This is a genomic window from Bradyrhizobium sp. 41S5, from assembly GCF_011516665.3.
GTDB classification, from domain to species: domain Bacteria; phylum Pseudomonadota; class Alphaproteobacteria; order Rhizobiales; family Xanthobacteraceae; genus Bradyrhizobium; species Bradyrhizobium quebecense.
This window is the reverse complement of the sequence record NZ_CP083721.1, coordinates 801,547-817,514: the sequence shown is the minus strand read 5'-3', so window position 1 is coordinate 817,514 and position 15,968 is coordinate 801,547. Positions and strand designations below refer to the sequence as shown.

At 64.9% G+C, this 15,968-nt stretch carries 17 protein-coding genes; 10 read left to right on the top strand and 7 right to left on the bottom strand.

The window, feature by feature from the left end; all coding sequences use genetic code 11:
• Positions 1 to 118 precede the first annotated feature (118 nt).
• Together HAP47_RS03895 and HAP47_RS03890 are read right to left on the bottom strand one after the other, a co-directional pair.
• The gene (locus HAP47_RS03895) at positions 119 to 1,258 is read right to left on the bottom strand and encodes an acyl-CoA dehydrogenase family protein (protein ID WP_173639358.1); all 1,140 of its coding nucleotides are present in this window, start codon (positions 1,256 to 1,258) and stop codon (positions 119 to 121) included.
• A gap of 164 nt (positions 1,259 to 1,422) precedes the next feature.
• Positions 1,423 to 2,607, bottom strand: a complete 1,185-nt coding sequence (locus HAP47_RS03890; RefSeq protein WP_173639359.1) for an acyl-CoA dehydrogenase family protein — start codon at positions 2,605 to 2,607, stop codon at positions 1,423 to 1,425.
• 168 nt (positions 2,608 to 2,775) lie between these two features.
• Here HAP47_RS03890 and HAP47_RS03885 point away from each other — a divergent pair, with 168 nt between their 5' ends.
• Both HAP47_RS03885 and HAP47_RS03880 read left to right on the top strand, forming a co-directional pair.
• Positions 2,776 to 3,321, top strand: a complete 546-nt coding sequence (locus tag HAP47_RS03885; protein ID WP_173639360.1) for a carboxymuconolactone decarboxylase family protein — start codon at positions 2,776 to 2,778, stop codon at positions 3,319 to 3,321.
• Positions 3,322 to 3,458: 137 nt separating this feature from the next.
• Entirely contained in the window at positions 3,459 to 3,953 is a 495-nt protein-coding gene (locus HAP47_RS03880; protein ID WP_173639361.1) for a VOC family protein, read from the top strand.
• A gap of 210 nt (positions 3,954 to 4,163) precedes the next feature.
• On the opposite strand, the gene HAP47_RS03875 is transcribed toward HAP47_RS03880, so the two are convergent.
• The 5 genes from HAP47_RS03875 to HAP47_RS03855 form a co-directional block, all read right to left on the bottom strand.
• Positions 4,164 to 5,378 carry an MFS transporter gene (locus HAP47_RS03875; RefSeq protein WP_173639362.1) on the bottom strand — a complete coding sequence of 405 codons (1,215 nt, stop codon included), beginning with the start codon at positions 5,376 to 5,378 and terminating at the stop codon, positions 4,164 to 4,166.
• Positions 5,379 to 5,496: 118 nt separating this feature from the next.
• The gene (locus HAP47_RS03870; protein WP_173639363.1) at positions 5,497 to 6,741 is read right to left on the bottom strand and encodes an MFS transporter; all 1,245 of its coding nucleotides are present in this window, start codon (positions 6,739 to 6,741) and stop codon (positions 5,497 to 5,499) included.
• A gap of 429 nt (positions 6,742 to 7,170) precedes the next feature.
• Positions 7,171 to 8,208 (bottom strand): IS110 family transposase, encoded by a 1,038-nt coding sequence (locus HAP47_RS03865; protein ID WP_173639364.1) that lies wholly within the window; start codon positions 8,206 to 8,208, stop codon positions 7,171 to 7,173.
• Positions 8,209 to 8,404: 196 nt separating this feature from the next.
• Positions 8,405 to 8,902, bottom strand: a complete 498-nt coding sequence (locus tag HAP47_RS03860; protein WP_173639365.1) for a type II toxin-antitoxin system HicB family antitoxin — start codon at positions 8,900 to 8,902, stop codon at positions 8,405 to 8,407.
• Between the two features lie 314 nt (positions 8,903 to 9,216).
• The gene (locus HAP47_RS03855) at positions 9,217 to 9,906 is read right to left on the bottom strand and encodes a DUF938 domain-containing protein (protein ID WP_173639366.1); all 690 of its coding nucleotides are present in this window, start codon (positions 9,904 to 9,906) and stop codon (positions 9,217 to 9,219) included.
• Positions 9,907 to 10,134: 228 nt separating this feature from the next.
• On the opposite strand from HAP47_RS03855, the gene soxX reads away from it, so the two are divergent.
• The 8 genes from soxX (at position 10,135) to HAP47_RS03815 (ending at position 15,914) form a co-directional block, all read left to right on the top strand.
• Positions 10,135 to 10,425: a sulfur oxidation c-type cytochrome SoxX gene (gene soxX / locus HAP47_RS03850; protein ID WP_092126535.1), complete on the top strand. Its 291-nt coding sequence runs from the start codon at positions 10,135 to 10,137 to the stop codon at positions 10,423 to 10,425.
• A gap of 32 nt (positions 10,426 to 10,457) precedes the next feature.
• Complete coding sequence (soxY, locus tag HAP47_RS03845) at positions 10,458 to 10,952, top strand: thiosulfate oxidation carrier protein SoxY (protein WP_173639367.1); 495 nt, start codon at positions 10,458 to 10,460, stop codon at positions 10,950 to 10,952.
• A 22-nt stretch (positions 10,953 to 10,974) separates the two neighbouring features.
• On the top strand, positions 10,975 to 11,286 hold the full coding sequence (gene soxZ, locus HAP47_RS03840) for a thiosulfate oxidation carrier complex protein SoxZ (RefSeq protein ID WP_173639368.1): 312 nt from the start codon (positions 10,975 to 10,977) through the stop codon (positions 11,284 to 11,286).
• Positions 11,283 to 12,143 carry a sulfur oxidation c-type cytochrome SoxA gene (gene soxA, locus HAP47_RS03835; protein ID WP_173639369.1) on the top strand — a complete coding sequence of 287 codons (861 nt, stop codon included), beginning with the start codon at positions 11,283 to 11,285 and terminating at the stop codon, positions 12,141 to 12,143. The genes soxZ and soxA overlap by 4 nt, the downstream gene beginning before the upstream one ends.
• Positions 12,140 to 12,454, top strand: coding sequence for a hypothetical protein (locus tag HAP47_RS03830; RefSeq protein ID WP_173639370.1), 315 nt, complete (start codon positions 12,140 to 12,142; stop codon positions 12,452 to 12,454). Before soxA ends, HAP47_RS03830 begins: the two co-directional genes overlap by 4 nt.
• 36 nt (positions 12,455 to 12,490) lie before the next feature.
• Entirely contained in the window at positions 12,491 to 14,239 is a 1,749-nt protein-coding gene (soxB, locus tag HAP47_RS03825) for a thiosulfohydrolase SoxB (protein WP_173639371.1), read from the top strand.
• A complete protein-coding gene (locus HAP47_RS03820) occupies positions 14,236 to 14,691 on the top strand; it encodes a DsrE family protein (protein ID WP_176396237.1) in 456 nt (151 codons plus the stop codon). Before soxB ends, HAP47_RS03820 begins: the two co-directional genes overlap by 4 nt.
• 182 nt (positions 14,692 to 14,873) lie before the next feature.
• Positions 14,874 to 15,914 carry an MBL fold metallo-hydrolase gene (locus HAP47_RS03815; protein WP_173639372.1) on the top strand — a complete coding sequence of 347 codons (1,041 nt, stop codon included), beginning with the start codon at positions 14,874 to 14,876 and terminating at the stop codon, positions 15,912 to 15,914.
• Positions 15,915 to 15,968: the final 54 nt, after the last annotated feature.

The following is a 15,968-nucleotide window of genomic DNA, read 5'->3' as shown; positions in this document are numbered from 1 at the left end:
TCTCCTTCACTTACAACTGCCTCTGGAATACTGGGCGGTTTCGCCCGGTCAAGCCGGGCGATGACAGTGTGTTGCGTGGCGATGACGGTGAGTTATGCGGCGGCGCCGTCGCCCGCGCTCAGTACCCCTTGCCGCTCGCCAGCTGGTCGGTGTGAAAATTGCTGTCGCCGAACAGCTCCTGGCAGACGCGGGCGCGCTTCATGAAGAAGCCGATGTCGAACTGGTCGGTCATGCCCATGCCGCCATGCATCTGCACGCCCTCCTGCACGGCCAGCGTCGCGGTGGTGCCGGCGCGCGCCTTGGCCACCGCGACCGCATTGCCCGCCTTGCTCAGATCGGCATCGAGCGCCTGCAGCGCCTTCAGAACGGCGGCGCGGGTGATCTCGATATCGATGTAGAGCTCGGCGGCGCGGTGCTGCAGCGCCTGGAATTCGCCGATCGCCTTGCCGAACTGCTTGCGCTCCTTCAGGTAGGCCACGGTGCGGCCGAACACCTCTTCGGAAAGACCGACCATTTCGGACGCGACCGCGCCGCGGCCGATATTGAGCACGCCCTCAAGCAGCCCAAAGCCCTGATCGACCTCGCCGAGCACGCTGTCGGCATTGACCTCGACATTGTCGAACACGATGCGCGCCGCGTTGTGCGAATCGACCATCGCGGTGCGCTCGACCGCGAGCCCCTTCGCCTTCGGATCGACCAGGAACAGCGTCAACCCGTTCTTGTCGCCGGCGCTGCCGGCCGAGCGCGCCGCGACGATCAGGAGATCGGCGGTGTGGCCGTCGACCACGAAGGCCTTGTCGCCGGACAGTTTGAAGCCGTTGCCGGAGCGCGTGGCCAGCAACTTCGTCTGCAGCGGACGATGCTTCGCGCCCTCATCGATCGCGAGCGCTGCGAGCAGCGAGCCGTCGGCGATTTTCGGCAGATGCTGCGCCTTCTGCGCCTCGCTTCCGCCGCGCGACAGCGCCGACGCCGCAAGCACTGAGGTCGCGAGGAATGGCGAGGGCATCAAGGTGCGGCCGATCTCCTCCATGACGATGCCGGCCTCGACGCAGCCGAGCCCGCTGCCGCCGAAGGTGTCCGGCACAAGGAGGCCGGAGAAGCCCATCTCGGCAAAGGTCTTCCAGAGCTCGCGCGAGAAGCCGATAGAGTCCTTGCTGTCGCGCAAGGAGCGCAGATGCGCCACCGGCGCCTTGTCGCTGATGAGACCGCGCGCACTGTCGCGCAGCATGGATTGTTCTTCGGTGAGGACGAGGGCCATGGATGGATTCCGCTCTTCGATAATTCAAATTCAGACAATGTTGAGTTCGTCATTCCGGGGCGCGACATAGTCGCGAGCCCGGAATCCATACTCCCGATCGTGGTTATGGATTCCGGGCCTGGCCCTTTGGGCCATCCCGGAATGACGCGTGGTGAAACTGTGCCTCACGCGCCCGGCAGATCGAGGATGCGCTTGGCGACGATGCCGAGCATCACCTCCGAGGTGCCGCCCTCGATCGAGTTGGCCTTGGTGCGCAGCCAGGCGCGCGGACGGGCGCCGCCCCTGGAGCGGTCGCTTTCCCATTCCAGCGCGTCGATACCGCCCGCCGACATCAGGATCTCGTAGCGCCGCTTGTTGAGCTCGGTGCCGTAATATTTCATCGCCGACGAGAACGCCGGATGCGACTGGCCCGCCTTGGCGAGATCGACCGCGCGCTCCGCCGCCGCGGCGAGCGCGGCCTCGTCGACCTCGAAGCTCGCGATCTGGCTGCGCAGCTGGGCGTCGTCGAGCCGGCCCTGCGCGTCCGCGCCGACCGAGTCGGCCGCGATCTGGCCGAGCGGACGGCCGACGCCGCGCTCGCCCATGCCCGAGATCATCGCGCGCTCGTGCTGCAGCAGGTATTTCGCGACATCCCAGCCGCGATTGACGGTGCCCACGACGTGCGACTTCGGCACGCGGACATTGTCGAAGAAGGTTTCGCAGAACGGCGAGTAGCCCGAGATCAAAAGGATCGGCTTGGTCGACACGCCCTTCGAGGTCATGTCGAACAGGATGAAACTGATGCCGTCATGCTTCTTGGCGGCCGGATCGGTGCGCACCAGGCAGAAGATCCAGTCGGCATAGTTGGCGTAGGACGTCCAGATCTTCTGGCCGTTGATGATGTAGTCGTCGCCATCGCTCACCGCGCGGGTCTGCAGCGAGGCGAGGTCGGAGCCGGCGTTCGGCTCGGAATAGCCCTGGCACCAGCGGATCAGGCCCGCGGTGATCTTCGGCAGATGCTCCTTCTTCTGCTCCTCGGTGCCGTATTTCAGCAGCGCCGGTCCGAGCATCGAGATGCCGAACGAGGTCAGCGGCTGGCGCGCGCCGATCGCCGCCATCTCCTGGCGCACGATCTTGGCTTCCTCGCCGTCGAGGCCGCCGCCGCCATATTCCTTCGGCCAATGCGGCACGGTCCAACCCTTGTCGCGCATCCGCTCGAACCAGACTCGCTGCGCGTCCGACGAGAATTTCGTGTTGCGGCCACCCCAGAAGGTGTCGCCATCGGAGGTCATCGGTTTGCGCATCTCCGCCGGGCAGTTCTGCTCCAGCCAGGCGCGGGTCTCGGCGCGGAATTTCTCGAGGTCAGCCATGGTGCGTTTCCAGTCAAAATCGTCGAATTGGAATCGACCTTAGCCCCGCGCGGCCGCCCAATTCAATATGTCTCGCAGCCGCGCCATGCTCTGGCGCCGCTACTCACCTCACGCGATCGGGTGTATCGGCGAGACGGGGTAACGATTGAAAAACAAGAGGAAACGGACATGCGGCTGAAGCTGCTTTCGCCTAGCGAAATGAACCCCGCCCAGAAAGAAACCTACGACGAGTCGATCGCCGGCAAGCGCGGCGCGCCACCGGCGCCGATGATGGCCTGGCTGAACAGCCCGGAGATGGCGCGGCACGCCACGCGGCTCGGCGAGGTGCTGCGCTTCGAAACGGTCTTCCCGCCGAAGCTGTCGGAGATTGCGATCCTCGTCACCGCGCGGCACTGGACCGCGCATTACGAATGGTATGCCCACAAGCGCCTCGCGCTGAAGGGCGGCCTCGATCCGAAGATCATCGAGGACATTCGCGTGCGCCGGACGCCGAGCTTCGACGATCCCAAGGCCAGGATGATCTACGACGTCGCCAAGGCGCTGCACGAAGGTCATGGCCTGCCGAAGGGACTGTATGACGAGGCGGTCGAGGTGCTGAGCCTGCGCGGCCTGGTCGAGGTGATCGGCCTCTGCGGCTACTACACGATGGTGTCGATGACGCTGAACACGTTCGAGTTCCAGCTGCCGGGCGGCGAGTTGTCGGAGCTCTGCTAGGCTCATCCGACCGTGGCGACGTTCGGAAACGCTGCGTTTCAGGATGGATCGCTCCGGCCCCGGCAAATCCGGACTATATCAGGCGGCGAAGCCCTACCCCTGACGGCAAAGGGCATTGATGCCAACGGAGCCAAGTCATGCCGGAAAATCCCCCCATCATGGCAGGCACGCGGATCGGGCATGTCCACCTCAAGGTCGCCGATCTCGAGCGCGCGCTCGGTTTCTATTGCGGCGTGCTCGGCTTCGAACTGCAGCAGCGCATGGGCGCGGATGCGGCCTTCATCTCGGCCGGCGGCTATCACCACCACATCGGCCTCAACACCTGGGAGAGCAAGGGCGGCCATCCACCGCCGCCAGGCACCACCGGCCTGTTCCACACCGCCATCCTTTATCCGACCCGCCCGGCGCTCGCCGATGCGCTGCATCGGGTGCTGTCGGCCGGCATCCAGCTCGATGGCGCCAGCGACCACGGCGTCAGCCAGGCGCTCTACCTGCGCGACCCCGACGAGAACGGCGTCGAACTCTATTGGGACCGGCCCGAAGCCGAATGGCCGCGCCGCGCGGACGGCAAGCTTTCGATGTTCACGCGGCGGCTGGACCTCGACGACCTGCTGAAGCAGCGGGCGGCGTAATTCCGCAAGTCGGATAATTTCGTAGCCGCATCGCGCTTCGCCGCATCCGGCTACAGGTCTTTATTCCCCTTCCCCCTGAAAGGGGGAAGGCCGGGATGGGGGTCAGCCGCGGACTCTGCAGCAAGTGGAGAGAGCAGATCCCCACCCGCTTTGCTCTGCGAGCAAAGCGACCTCCCCTTTTCAAGGGGAGGTGGAAGGGCTTCATCCGGGCTACTTCGCCTTCATCATGATCGCCACCGCCGCGATCAGCTCCAGGCCGACACAGCCGTAGAACGGCAGCGTGTAGCTACCCGAGAGGTCGTGCAGCAGCCCTATCACGCCGGGGCCGAACGCATAGGTGATCTGGTTGATCGCGGTGATCAGGCTGACCAGTACGCCGAATGCACGCGGATCGAATTCACGCTGCACGATCAACGCCGGCAGCGTGATCAGATTGCCGACCGAGAAGCCGAACAGCGCGCAGGCCGCGATCTGCGCCGCGTCGTTGTGCACATTGATGATGACGACGAGCGCGACCGCCTGGCTGACGAAGGACAGCGCCGACGCCAGCCGCTGGTTGAGCCGGTCGATCACGAAAGAGAAGGAGACACGGCCGACCACCGCCATCGCGGTCAACAGCGCCATCGCCACCGTCGCGCGCTCGCGGCCGATGACCTGATCGAGATACGCGATCAGATGCACGATGAAGCCGACCTGGGCGAACAGCACCAGCGCGAAGGCAATCGAGACCGAAAGGAAACGGATGTCGCGCAGCGCCCGGGCGCGCACCTGGGTCGCCGACGGCGCATCGGCCGCCGCTGAAGTCACCGCATGCAGATGCACCGGTGGCCGCCCGACGAAGATCAGGATGACCGGCACCATCACCACGACCAACAGCACGGCGGCCGCGATCATCGCGCCGGAGAAGCCGAAAGCGCCGATCCCCGCCACCAGCAGCGGCACGCCGACAATGCCGCCGAAGCTGGCGCCGTTCAGCGCAAGGCTGATCGCCATGCCGCGCTTCCTGTCGAACCACAGGCCGAGCGTGTTGGTGATGATGCCGAGGCTGGTGCCGGCCCAGCCGAACGCCAGCAGCCCATCGGCGAGATAGAGCTGCCAGGGCTCGCGCACCTCGCCGATCGCAACCGCCGCGACCGCCATCGCGAGGGTGCCCGCGATCAGGCAGCTGCGCGCGCCAAACGCCTTGATCGCCTCGCTGACGAAGGCAACCAGCGCGGCGCCGAACAAATAGAAGAATGTCGTGCCCGACGAGATCAGCGACGCCGGCCAGCCGTGCAGCCGCTGCAGCTCGGCGACATAGACGCTCTGTCCGTAGAAGCCCAATCCCCAGCCGAAGGTCGCAAGCAGGAAGCAGACGACGACGATGCGCCAGCCTTCGTAGCCGAGCGAGGATTCGTCATGCAGCGTGGGTGATGATGCGTCCATTTCTTGCTCTTGCTTCTCACATCGTCATGGCCGGACCAATCCGTTCCCACGATGTGAGCAGCCTTGCAAGCCGATCATTTCGAAGCCGATCGAAGTGTCAGCAATTGGCAGCAGGAGATCAGATGCTCGGGTCTGGAATCTCGTCCACCGCGCGCAATTTCGCGCGCCGCCTGGCGAACGAGGCAAGCGACAGCACGGCAAGGCCAAGCAGCACCGGCGGAAACACCACCATGTTGACGGCGTTCCAGCCGTAATGCGCGAGCAGCTGGCCCGACGAGAACGAGCCGATCGCCATCATCCCGAACACGAGGAAATCGTTGAACGCCTGCACCTTGTTGCGTTCCTGCGGCCGGTGTGTCTCCAGAACCAGAGCGGAGGCGCCGACGAATGCGAAGTTCCAGCCGATCCCGAGCACGAACAGTGTCGCCCAGAAGTGCGGCGCTGATATCCCCGACAGCCCGATCATCGCGGCGACCGCCTCCAGCGCCAGCCCGAGCGCGACGATGACGGGCGCGCCGAAGCGGGCGATCAGCGAGCCCGTGAAGAAGCTCGGGCCATACATCGCCACGATGTGCCACTGGATGCCGAAATTGGAATCGCTGACCGACAGCCCGCACATCTTCATCGCGAGCGGCGCCGAGGTCATCACCAGATTCATCATCGGATAGGCGATCACGCCGCACAGCGCGGCGGCCACGAAGCGCGGCTGCCTCGCGATCTCGAGCAGAGGGCGGCCGCCATGCAGATCCGCCGCCGCGGGCTTCGGCGCATCGACACCCGACAGCACCGCCATCGCCACCAGCGCGACCAGCGCCTGCATCACGAAGGAGAACGCGAACAGATAGGGCGGCCAGATGTCCATGGTCCATTGCACGAGCTGTGGCCCGAGCACGCCGGCGAATACGCCGCCGGCCATCACCCATGACACCGCCTTGGGCCGGAATGCGACACTGGCGCCGTCGGCGGCGGCAAAGCGATAGGACTGCGCGACGGCGCCATACAGCCCGCCGAGGAAGGTCGCGCCGCAGAACAGCCAGAACGACGAATGCAGGATCGCCCAGGCGCCGAGCGCGCCGGTGAGCGTGCCGCAGAAGGTGCCGACGATGAAGGCGACACGCCTGCCATAGGCGCGCGAGATCGCGCCGGTCGGCAGCGTGCCGGCGGCAAGCCCGAGCACATACATCGAGAGCGGCACCGTCGCGAGCGAGATGTCGGGTGCCAGCGTCGCACCGACGATCGAGCCGGTGGCGAAGATCACGGCCGAATTGGCGCCGGTCAGCGCCTGCGCCGCCGCAAGCCGCCACACATTGCTGCGCGCCCGCGCGTCGTCGCTCGTCTCATCCGCAACCGTCACGTCAATCATCGGTCGTCCCGCCTCGAAGCCCCGGCGGGAGCCCCCAATCGCGCGCACTATGGAGAGTAGGTGCAGGCCGATCAACCGGCGCAAACGGACGTACGCCATGCGGGAGGCGCACAAGGATTGGCCTGGTCGAATACTCACACCCGGCGTCGTCCTGGCGAAAGCCAGGACCCATATGTGGACGGCCCCCGTGGCACAAGAGCTTTCTGGGATTGATCGGATCGCTTGCATCCATATGTCCGGCCTGTTGAGTGCGATCGAATGGATCGCTGGCCAAGATGGTTTGCGCGATGCGAGTTCCAAACAACCACGCGACCTGTTGGCGGCCGATGGGTCCTGCGGATTGTCTCGCTTCGTTGCTCGATCGACCGCTCCATCTGCTCTTGCAGCTCCGGGTCGGCTGACGAGCGAGCCCGCCGGCCGGCCAATCTGTTAAGCGGTACCCGTCGTAGCGGCATTCAGCCGTGCGGCGTCATAACTCTCGCCCGTCACCATCAGCTTCCAGGCGATGCGCGCCACCTTGTTGGCGAGCGCTACGGCCGCAAGCGGCGGCTTACGCTTGATCAGCGCCAGCAGCCAGCGCGAGTGATGACCGCGTCCGCGCCTGGCCTGCTGGATCACCGCCGTGGCCCCGACGACCAGCAAACGGCGCAGGTCCTCATCGCCCGCCCGCGTGATCTTGCCAAGCCTGGTCTTGCCAGCGGTGGAGTGGTCCTTGGGTGTCAATCCCAGCCAGGCCGCAAAGTGACGACCGGAGCGGAACGCGCCCGGATCAGGTGTCTTCATCACCAGCGCGGTTGCAACGATCGGACCGACCGAGGGGATCTGAGCCAGGCGCCGGCCCGTGGCATCGCCGCGGTGCCAGGCCATCAGCTTGGCCTCAACCGCCTCCAACTCACCCTCGAGCCTGACGCGCTCCCGGCCCAGCACCACAAACAGTTCGCGCGCCAGAGCGGGAAGCGTCTCGTCCTGCGCGATCCGCGCCAGCAGTGGTTTGGTCGCGTCCAGTCCCTTGGGCGCGATCAGGCCGTACTCCGCCGCATGGCCGCGTATCGTATTGGTCAATTGGGCGCGCCGGGCGATCAATCCGTCGCGGACCCCCATCAGCATCAGCGCAGCCTGCTGCTCGGCCGTCTTCACCGGTACGAAGCGCATGCTCGGCCGGCTCATCGCCTCACACAGGCCTTCTGCATCCCGCCCGTCATTCTTGTTCCGCATCACGTAGGGTTTAACCAATTGCGGCGCCATCAGCCTCACCTCATGGCCCAGCCTGGAAAGCTCTCGCGCCCAATATTGCGACGCCCCGCAGGCCTCCATCCCGATCACGGTCGGCGGCAATTTGGCGAAGAACTCCAGCACCTGTCTGCGCGACAGCTTCTTGCGCAGTACCACCTGCTCCGTCGCATCAACCCCATGCAACACAAAAATATACTTCGACGTATCCATCCCAATGCGGATAATCTGGCTCACGGACGGTCTCCATGTCTGAGATTTGCAACAACCTCATTCTGGCACACTGATGCCGTAGGGGGCCGTCCACACCATCAACCACCGAGTTTTGTTGTGAGAGAAATCGCGGCCCCAGCTACGCGCAACAACCAGCATTTGGGGTAATGGGTCCTGGCTTTCGCCAGGACGACGTCACGCGTGTTGCATCGCGCATCGTCTACCGCACGGGCTTCTTGCCCGGCCGCTTCTCGGGGCGCAGCGCGCCGGTCTTGTGCACCTTGGAGCGTGGCGCGATCGGGGCGCCGCGTGGGTAGCCGCCCGGCCATTCCAGCGCGAGCGAGCTCGCAAAGCCGAAGAAGCTCGAACGGCTCATGCCGAGCTCGGCGGCGCGCTTGTCGATGCGCGTGATCAGGCTTTTCGGCAGATAGACATTGACGCGCTCGGACGGATCGGGCGGATCAACGCCGACCATGAAGAAGGCGGCAACGTCGGAGCCCCTCGGCGGCACGATACGTTCGATCGGCGTCGGCTCCGGCAGCGTGTGCCCCTGCTCGACCCAGCCGTCCACAGCCTGCGCCAGCGCATGCTCGGCGCGCTCGATCGCCTCCTCCTGCGACTTGCCGCCGGCGACGCAGCCGGGAAAGTCCGGAAACCATGCCCCGAACGCGCCGCGCGGACCGCGCTCCAGCACAGCCGGATAAAGCCGTCTCTTCATTTTGGCCTCCGTCGTCCGAGTATGCTATTTCACACACTACCGGTGTGTCAAATGACACATCTTGGATCAACGGTGAAAGCCTGGCGATCGACGACGGCGGCTAACAGAAGGTGACGCAGCAGTGCCAGGATTGCCGACGAACGTTGCCGGCTGCGTGGGGACTGATGGTGCCCGGCTTATAGCTAAGCCAATATTGGTCTTGCAGGGCGGGCTAGCGAAGCATAACCCGCCATCGTTCGCGGCACGTCACAATGGTGGATTACGCCTTACGCCTTCACACGCTGCGCCACGGCGGACGCAGTCGGCTAATCCCTCTACGATTGAGCCGCATCCTTCCGGACGAACATCAGGATCATGTTGTTGGCTGGCATCTCGAAGCTGCCGTCGAGCTTCAGCCCGACGCTCTCCGCAAGCTTCTCGACATCGGCGATGTCGCGCACGCCCCACTCGGCGTCGCGTTCGCGCAACGACGTATCGAACACGGCGTTGCTGAGCGCGGTGTGCTTGCCGCCGCGCTTGAACGGGCCGTAGAGGAACAGCCGGCCGTCGGCGCGCAAATGCCGTGCGGCGCCGGCGAACAGGCCCTCGGCGACGCGCCACGGCGCGATGTGGATCACGTTGGCGCAGAAGATCGCGAGCAGTTTGTCCGGACCGTTGCCGTCCGGCGGCGTCGGCGACCAGGCCGAATCCGACAGATCGATCGGCTGCGGCTGTCGGATGTTGGCCAAGCCGGCATGCGCGCGCCAAGCCTCGATGCTGCGCAGGTGCGCCGCATGGAGGTCGCTCGGCCACCAAACGATGTCGGGCGCCTGACCGGCGAAATGGACGACATGCTGGCCAGTGCCGCTGCCGGCTTCCAGCACGTCGCCGGATCGGCCCGCGAGGTAGTCCTTCAGGACCGCCCAGATCGGCTGGTGATTGCGGTGGAATGCCGCCGCGTCGAGCCGCCCGTCCGCCTTGACCGGCCTGCCGTCCTTGCCGAACTCCACCACGAACTCCGCCACCACGCTTCTCCTCAAGGCTCAGCCGCACAAACATGACAGGCAGACGGACCACCACGCTTCCATTAACCCCGTCGCAACGCGCCTATTCTCCGAGTTGCCAGCCGATGGCCTTTGTGCTTTCCACTCTTATATTGCGATGGGATCATCGAGATTGAAGCCCGGGAAACGTCCTTGATCGCCACTTTCTCCAAGCCAGCCCTCGTCCTGGCGCTGCTGGCCGGCACCGCCATGGCCGCGCCCGCGCAGGCCCAATCCGCCGCCGAGGGCCAAAAGCTCGCCTTCGACCGCGGCAAGGGCAATTGCCTGACCTGCCATGTCATCAAGGGCGGCGAGCTGCCCGGCACGATCGGCCCCGAATTGACCGGCCTCAAGGCGAAATACAGCCGCGACGAGTTGATCGCGATCGTGACCGATGAGACCAAGCGCAACCCGCAAACAGTGATGCCGCCGTTCGGCCGAAACCGGATTTTGAGCGAGAAGGAAATCGGCGCGGTGGTGGACTTCCTGCAGACGCTGTGACGCGGCGACATCAGCTTGAGGAGATTTTTTCGATGAACATCACGACCAGCGAATTTTTTAGGGACCGCCGCCTGGTGTTGAAGGGCGCGGGCGTCGCCGCGCTGATCGGCCTCGGCGTCATTCCGTTCGACGTGCCGCAGGCGCTCGCCGCCGCCAACGACAAATATCCGCAAGAGGCGTTCAAGCAGAAGAACGAGGCCGACGCGATCAAGGCGCTCTACGGCAAGACCGCCGAGCCCTCGGATAAGGTCAAGATGGACGCACCCGAGATCGCCGAGAACGGCGCGGTGGTGCCGATCTCCGCCGCCACGACGCTGGCCGACGTCACCTCGATCTCGTTCCTGGTGAGCGAGAACCCGATCTCGCTGATCGCCTCGTACAGGATTCCGGCCGGCACGCTGCCGAGCGTCGCCAACCGCATCAAGATGGCCAAGACCAGCAACGTCACCGTGATCGTCGAGGCCGGCGGCAAGCTCTACAGCGCGAGCAAGGAAATCAAGGTCACCGTCGGCGGCTGCGGCGGCTGAGCTCAATCAAGGGACAATCAAGATGGCATCGAGCATTCGCGTGCGCGCCACGTCAAACGGCGACACCACCGAGGTGCAGGCGCTGATCCAGCATCCGATGGATTCCGGCTTCGTCAAGGACGCCAAGGGCGAGATCATCCCGCCGCATTTCATCCAGGTGCTGACCTTCGAGCATGACGGCAAGCCGGTGTTCGTCGCCGACTGGGGCGGCGGCGTCTCCAAGGATCCCTATGTCAAGTTCGCCTTCAAGGGCGGCAAGAAGGGCGACGACCTTAAGGTCAGCTGGGTCGACAACAAGGGCGCGACCGACACCACCACGGCGAAGATTCAATGACGCGGCGGTTCGCAATCCGCGCAGCAATTGCCACGCTCGCCCTTGGCGTTCTCGCAAGCACGCCGGCTGCGCACGCAGCCGGCGCCGTCGATCCCGCCGCCGACAAGGCCGCCTTCCAGAAATTCTTCACCAGCAAATTCCCCAAGCTGAAGCTCGAGGATTTCGTCAACGGTCCCTATTCGATGAATGAGGACCTGCACAAGCAGTGGGAAGAAAAGGAACAGTTTCCGCCCTACGAGTTCTCGCTCGAAGCCGGCAAGGAGATGTTCTCGACGCCGTTCAAGAACGGCAAGACCTACGCCGACTGCTTCCCGAACAAGGGCATCGGCATCCGCCAGAACTATCCTTATTTCGACGAGAAGGAAGGCAAGGTCGTCACGCTCGAGCTCGCGCTCAACCGCTGCCGCGAGGCCAATGGCGAGGCGCCGTTCTCCTATGTGAAGGACGACATGGCGGCGCTCACCGCCTACATGGCCTTCACCTCGCGCGGCAAGCCGATGGACATCAAGATCCCGGACGATCCGCGTGCGCTGGAGGCCTATCAGAAGGGCAAGGAATATTTCTACACCCGCCGCGGCCAGCTCAATTTCTCCTGCGCCACCTGCCACATCCAGAGCCCGGGCGAGCGGATCCGCGCCGAAGTGCTGGCGCCGGCGCTCGGCATCCTGAACGCGATGCCGATCTACCGCTCGGAATGGTCGGGCATGGGCACGACCAGCCGCCGCTTCACCACCTGCAACAGCCAGATCCGCGGCGTGCCGCTCAATCCGCAGGACGACGAGTACCGCAACCTCGAATACTACCTGTCCTATGTCAGCAATGGCCTGCCGATCTCGGGTCCGGGCGCAAGGCCATGAGCGCGGCCATCAGAGCCATCTTCGCGGCAACGGCCCTGCTGATCGCGACGGCGACCGCAGCCTTGGCCGCCTCCGAATCCGACTACAAGGCGGCCTACGCCGCGGCTGAGGCCGCCAACAAGGAAGCAGGCCTGCTGCGCAACCAGTGGACCACGACAGCCTCGACGCTATCCGCCGCAAAAAAGGCCGGTGAGGCTGGTGATTTCGACACCGCAGTCGCCCAGGCCAAGGAGGCCGAGGCGCTGGCAAAGGCATCGATCTTCCAGGCGACCAGCGAAAAGGAACGCTGGAAGGACATGGAAGTTCGCTAAAGGCGCGCAGGCCACGGGGGCCGCGCGAAGAGAGTGATGATCATCCGCCGCCGCGATTTCCTGATAGCTTCGGCCGCCGCAACGCTTGTGGCCGGCCTGCCCCGCCTCGCGCGTGGTGCCGATACCGCCAGCGTCTACGACTTCGAACGCTTCGGCAACGCCCGCATCCTGCACATGACCGACACGCATGCGCAGCTGAAGCCGGTGTTCTTCCGCGAGCCCGGCGCCAATATCGGCGTCGGCGCGATGGCCGGCCAGCCGCCGCATCTGGTCGGCAAGGCATTCCTCGACCGTTTCGGCATCCGGCCCGACAGCGCCGATGCCTATGCCTTTACCTGCGTCGAGTTCGAGAAGGCCGCCGTCCGCTTCGGCCGGCTCGGCGGCTTTGCCCATCTCAAGACGCTGATCGACAAGCTGCGCGCCGATGTCGGCGAGAAGCGTTCGATCCTGCTCGACGGCGGCGACCTCTGGCAGGGCTCAGGGCTCGCCAACGCCATGAACGGCGCCGATATGGTGGAGGCCGCCAATCTGCTCGGCATCGAGGCGATGACCGGGCATTGGGAATTCACCTATGGCGAAGAGGTGCTGCGCGACAATCTCTCTCGCTTCAAGGGCGAGTTCCTGGCGCAGAACGTATTCCTGACCGAGGAGGCCGCGTTCAACGACGCCAAGGCGTTCGATCCGGCCTCGGGTCGGGTGTTCAAGCCGTCCACGATCAAGGAGATCGGCGGCCATCGCGTTGCGATCATCGGCCAGGCCTTCCCTTACGTGCCGATCGCGCATCCCAAGCGCTTCACGCCGGACTGGAAGTTCGGCATCCGCGACGAGGAGCTGCAGAAGCTCGTTGACGGCCATCGCAACAACGACAAGGTCGAGGCGGTGATCCTGCTGTCGCATAACGGCATGGACGTCGACCTCAAGCTCGCCAGTCGTGTCACCGGCATCGACGTCATCCTCGGCGGCCACACCCATGACGCGATCCCGATCCCGATCACGGTGACCAATGCCGGCGGCGTCACGCTGGTCACCAATGCCGGCTCCAACGGCAAGTTCATCGGCGTGCTCGATCTCGACCTCGCCAAGGGCAAGGTCGCCAATCTCCGCTACCGCCTGCTGCCGGTGTTTGCCGAGCTCTTGAAGCCCGATCCGGCGATGCAGACGCTGATCGACAGGATGCGCGATCCGCATGCCGACGAATGGAGCGACAAGCTCGGCACGGCCGACCGCCTGCTCTACCGCCGCGGCAATTTCTCCGGCACCGTCGACCAGCTGATCTGCGATGCGCTGCTGAACGAGCTCAACGCCGAAATCGCGCTGTCGCCGGGCTTCCGCTGGGGCCTCACCACACTCGCCGGACAGCCGCTGACCATGGAAGACGTGCTGTCGGAAACCGCGATCACCTATCCCGAGACCTACGTCGCGACGATGACCGGCAGCCAGATCAAGGATGTGCTGGAAGACGTCTGCGACAACCTGTTCAACGTCGATCCCTATTATCAGCAGGGCGGTGACATGGTCCGCGTCGGCGGCCTCGCCTACACCTGCACGCCGGGCGAGACCGTGGGCAAGCGCATTTCCGAGCTGAAGCTCGGCAACGGCAAGCATCTCGAAGCCGGCGAGCATTACAAGGTCGCGGGCTGGGCCTCGGTCAACCAGCAGAACGGCGCGCCGATCTGGGATGTCGTGGCCAAGCATCTGCGCTCCGGCCGGCCGCCGAACCGCGACGAACCCGGCGTGACGCTGAAAGGCGTCGAGGACAATCCAGGCATTGCGAGGCACCGATGACGTGGCGCGCGCTCATCGCGGCGCTCGGCCTTGCGGCGATCGTGCTGGCAACGCCGCTCGCCTGCGCCCAGCTCGCGCCGCTGCAGGACAAGCCGTTCGCCGAGCACAAGGTCGTGCTACAGCTCTCCGACAACGATCCGAAGAAGCAGGGCCTCGTCATCAGCGTCGCGAGCAATCTGATGAGGCACTACGACCCCGACAAGGTCGCGGTCGAGATCGTCGCCTTCGGCCCGGGCATCGACCTGCTCAAGCCCGATAATGCGAACCGCAAGCTGGTCGAGAGCCTGGTCGCGCAGGGCGCGCGGGTCGACATCTGCCTCAACACCGTCGACACGATCGAGCGCGACACTGGCAAGCGGCCGGACTACATCGCAGCCGCCACCCCCGTGCACGTCGGCGTCGCACAGATCCTGCTTCTCACCGAGAACGGATACACGCTGGTTCGTCCTTAACACCGCCGTCGCCTGAACGCGCATAACCCCTCCCGCGGAACGAGCAGGCCGTGCGCGCTTCGAGACGCCGCGACGCGGCTCCTGAGGATGGGTTCAGTTGGGGGATGGATTTGCTTTGAATCGACCCTATCTATGGAATAATATGCTCCATGTGACTTGACCCGGAGAATAGGTAGGCCGTCATGATCTTTCGCCAGCTCTTTGACAGCGTGTCCGGCACCTACAGCTATCTGCTCGCGAGCCGCGCCGGCGGCGAGGCGCTGATCCTCGATCCGGTGCTGGAGAAGGCCGACCGCTACTGCAAGCTGCTGCAGGAACTCGACCTCCGACTGGTCAAGGCCGTCGATACGCACCTCCATGCCGATCACGTCACCGGCCTCGGCGAGCTGCGCGACCGCACCCAGTGCATCACCATCATGGGCGAGCAGAGCAAGGCCGACGTGGTGTCGATGCGCGTCTCCGACGGCGACAAGGTGACGATCGAGGGCCTCTGTCTCGAAGCGTTGTACACGCCCGGCCACACCGACGATTCCTATAGCTATCTGATGGGCGACCGCGTCTTCACCGGCGACACGCTCTTGATCCGCGGCACCGGCCGCACCGATTTCCAGAACGGCAGCGCGCGGGCGCAGTATGATTCGATCTTCAACCGCCTGCTGAAGCTCCCGGAAGAGACCCTGGTATTCCCCGCGCATGACTACAAGGGCGACACCGTCTCCACGATCGGCGAGGAGAAGCGCTACAATCCGCGGCTGCAGGTGAAATCGATCGACGACTATGTCGAGCTGATGAACAATCTTCATCTCCCGAATCCAAAGATGATGGACGTCGCGGTGCCCGCCAACATGCATGTCGGCCTGCACCAGGACGAGCTCGCCAGGGAAGGCCTCTCCCTCAGCGCGCGCGATGCAATCGCGAGCCTCGGCCGTCCCGATATCCTGCTGGTCGATTTGCGCGAGAGCGGCGAGCGGGCCAAGCACGGCACGCTGCGCGGCGCCTTGCACGCGCCCTATCCCGGAATCTGCGCCACGTTGCAGCCCGGCGGCATGCTGCGCGAGGTCGCGGCCGCGACCGGCCGCCGCGTCGTGTTCTTCTGCGCCTTCGGCGAGCGTTCCGCGATGGCCGTTGCCGCCGCGAAGAAGGCGGGGCTGGCGAACACCGCCCATATCGAAGGCGGCATCGACGCCTGGAAGAAGGCTGGCGGGCCGGTGGTGATGGGGTGATCTCGTAGCCGTTAGCCCCGCACAATGTCCGTCACCCTGAGGTGCGAGCCTTGC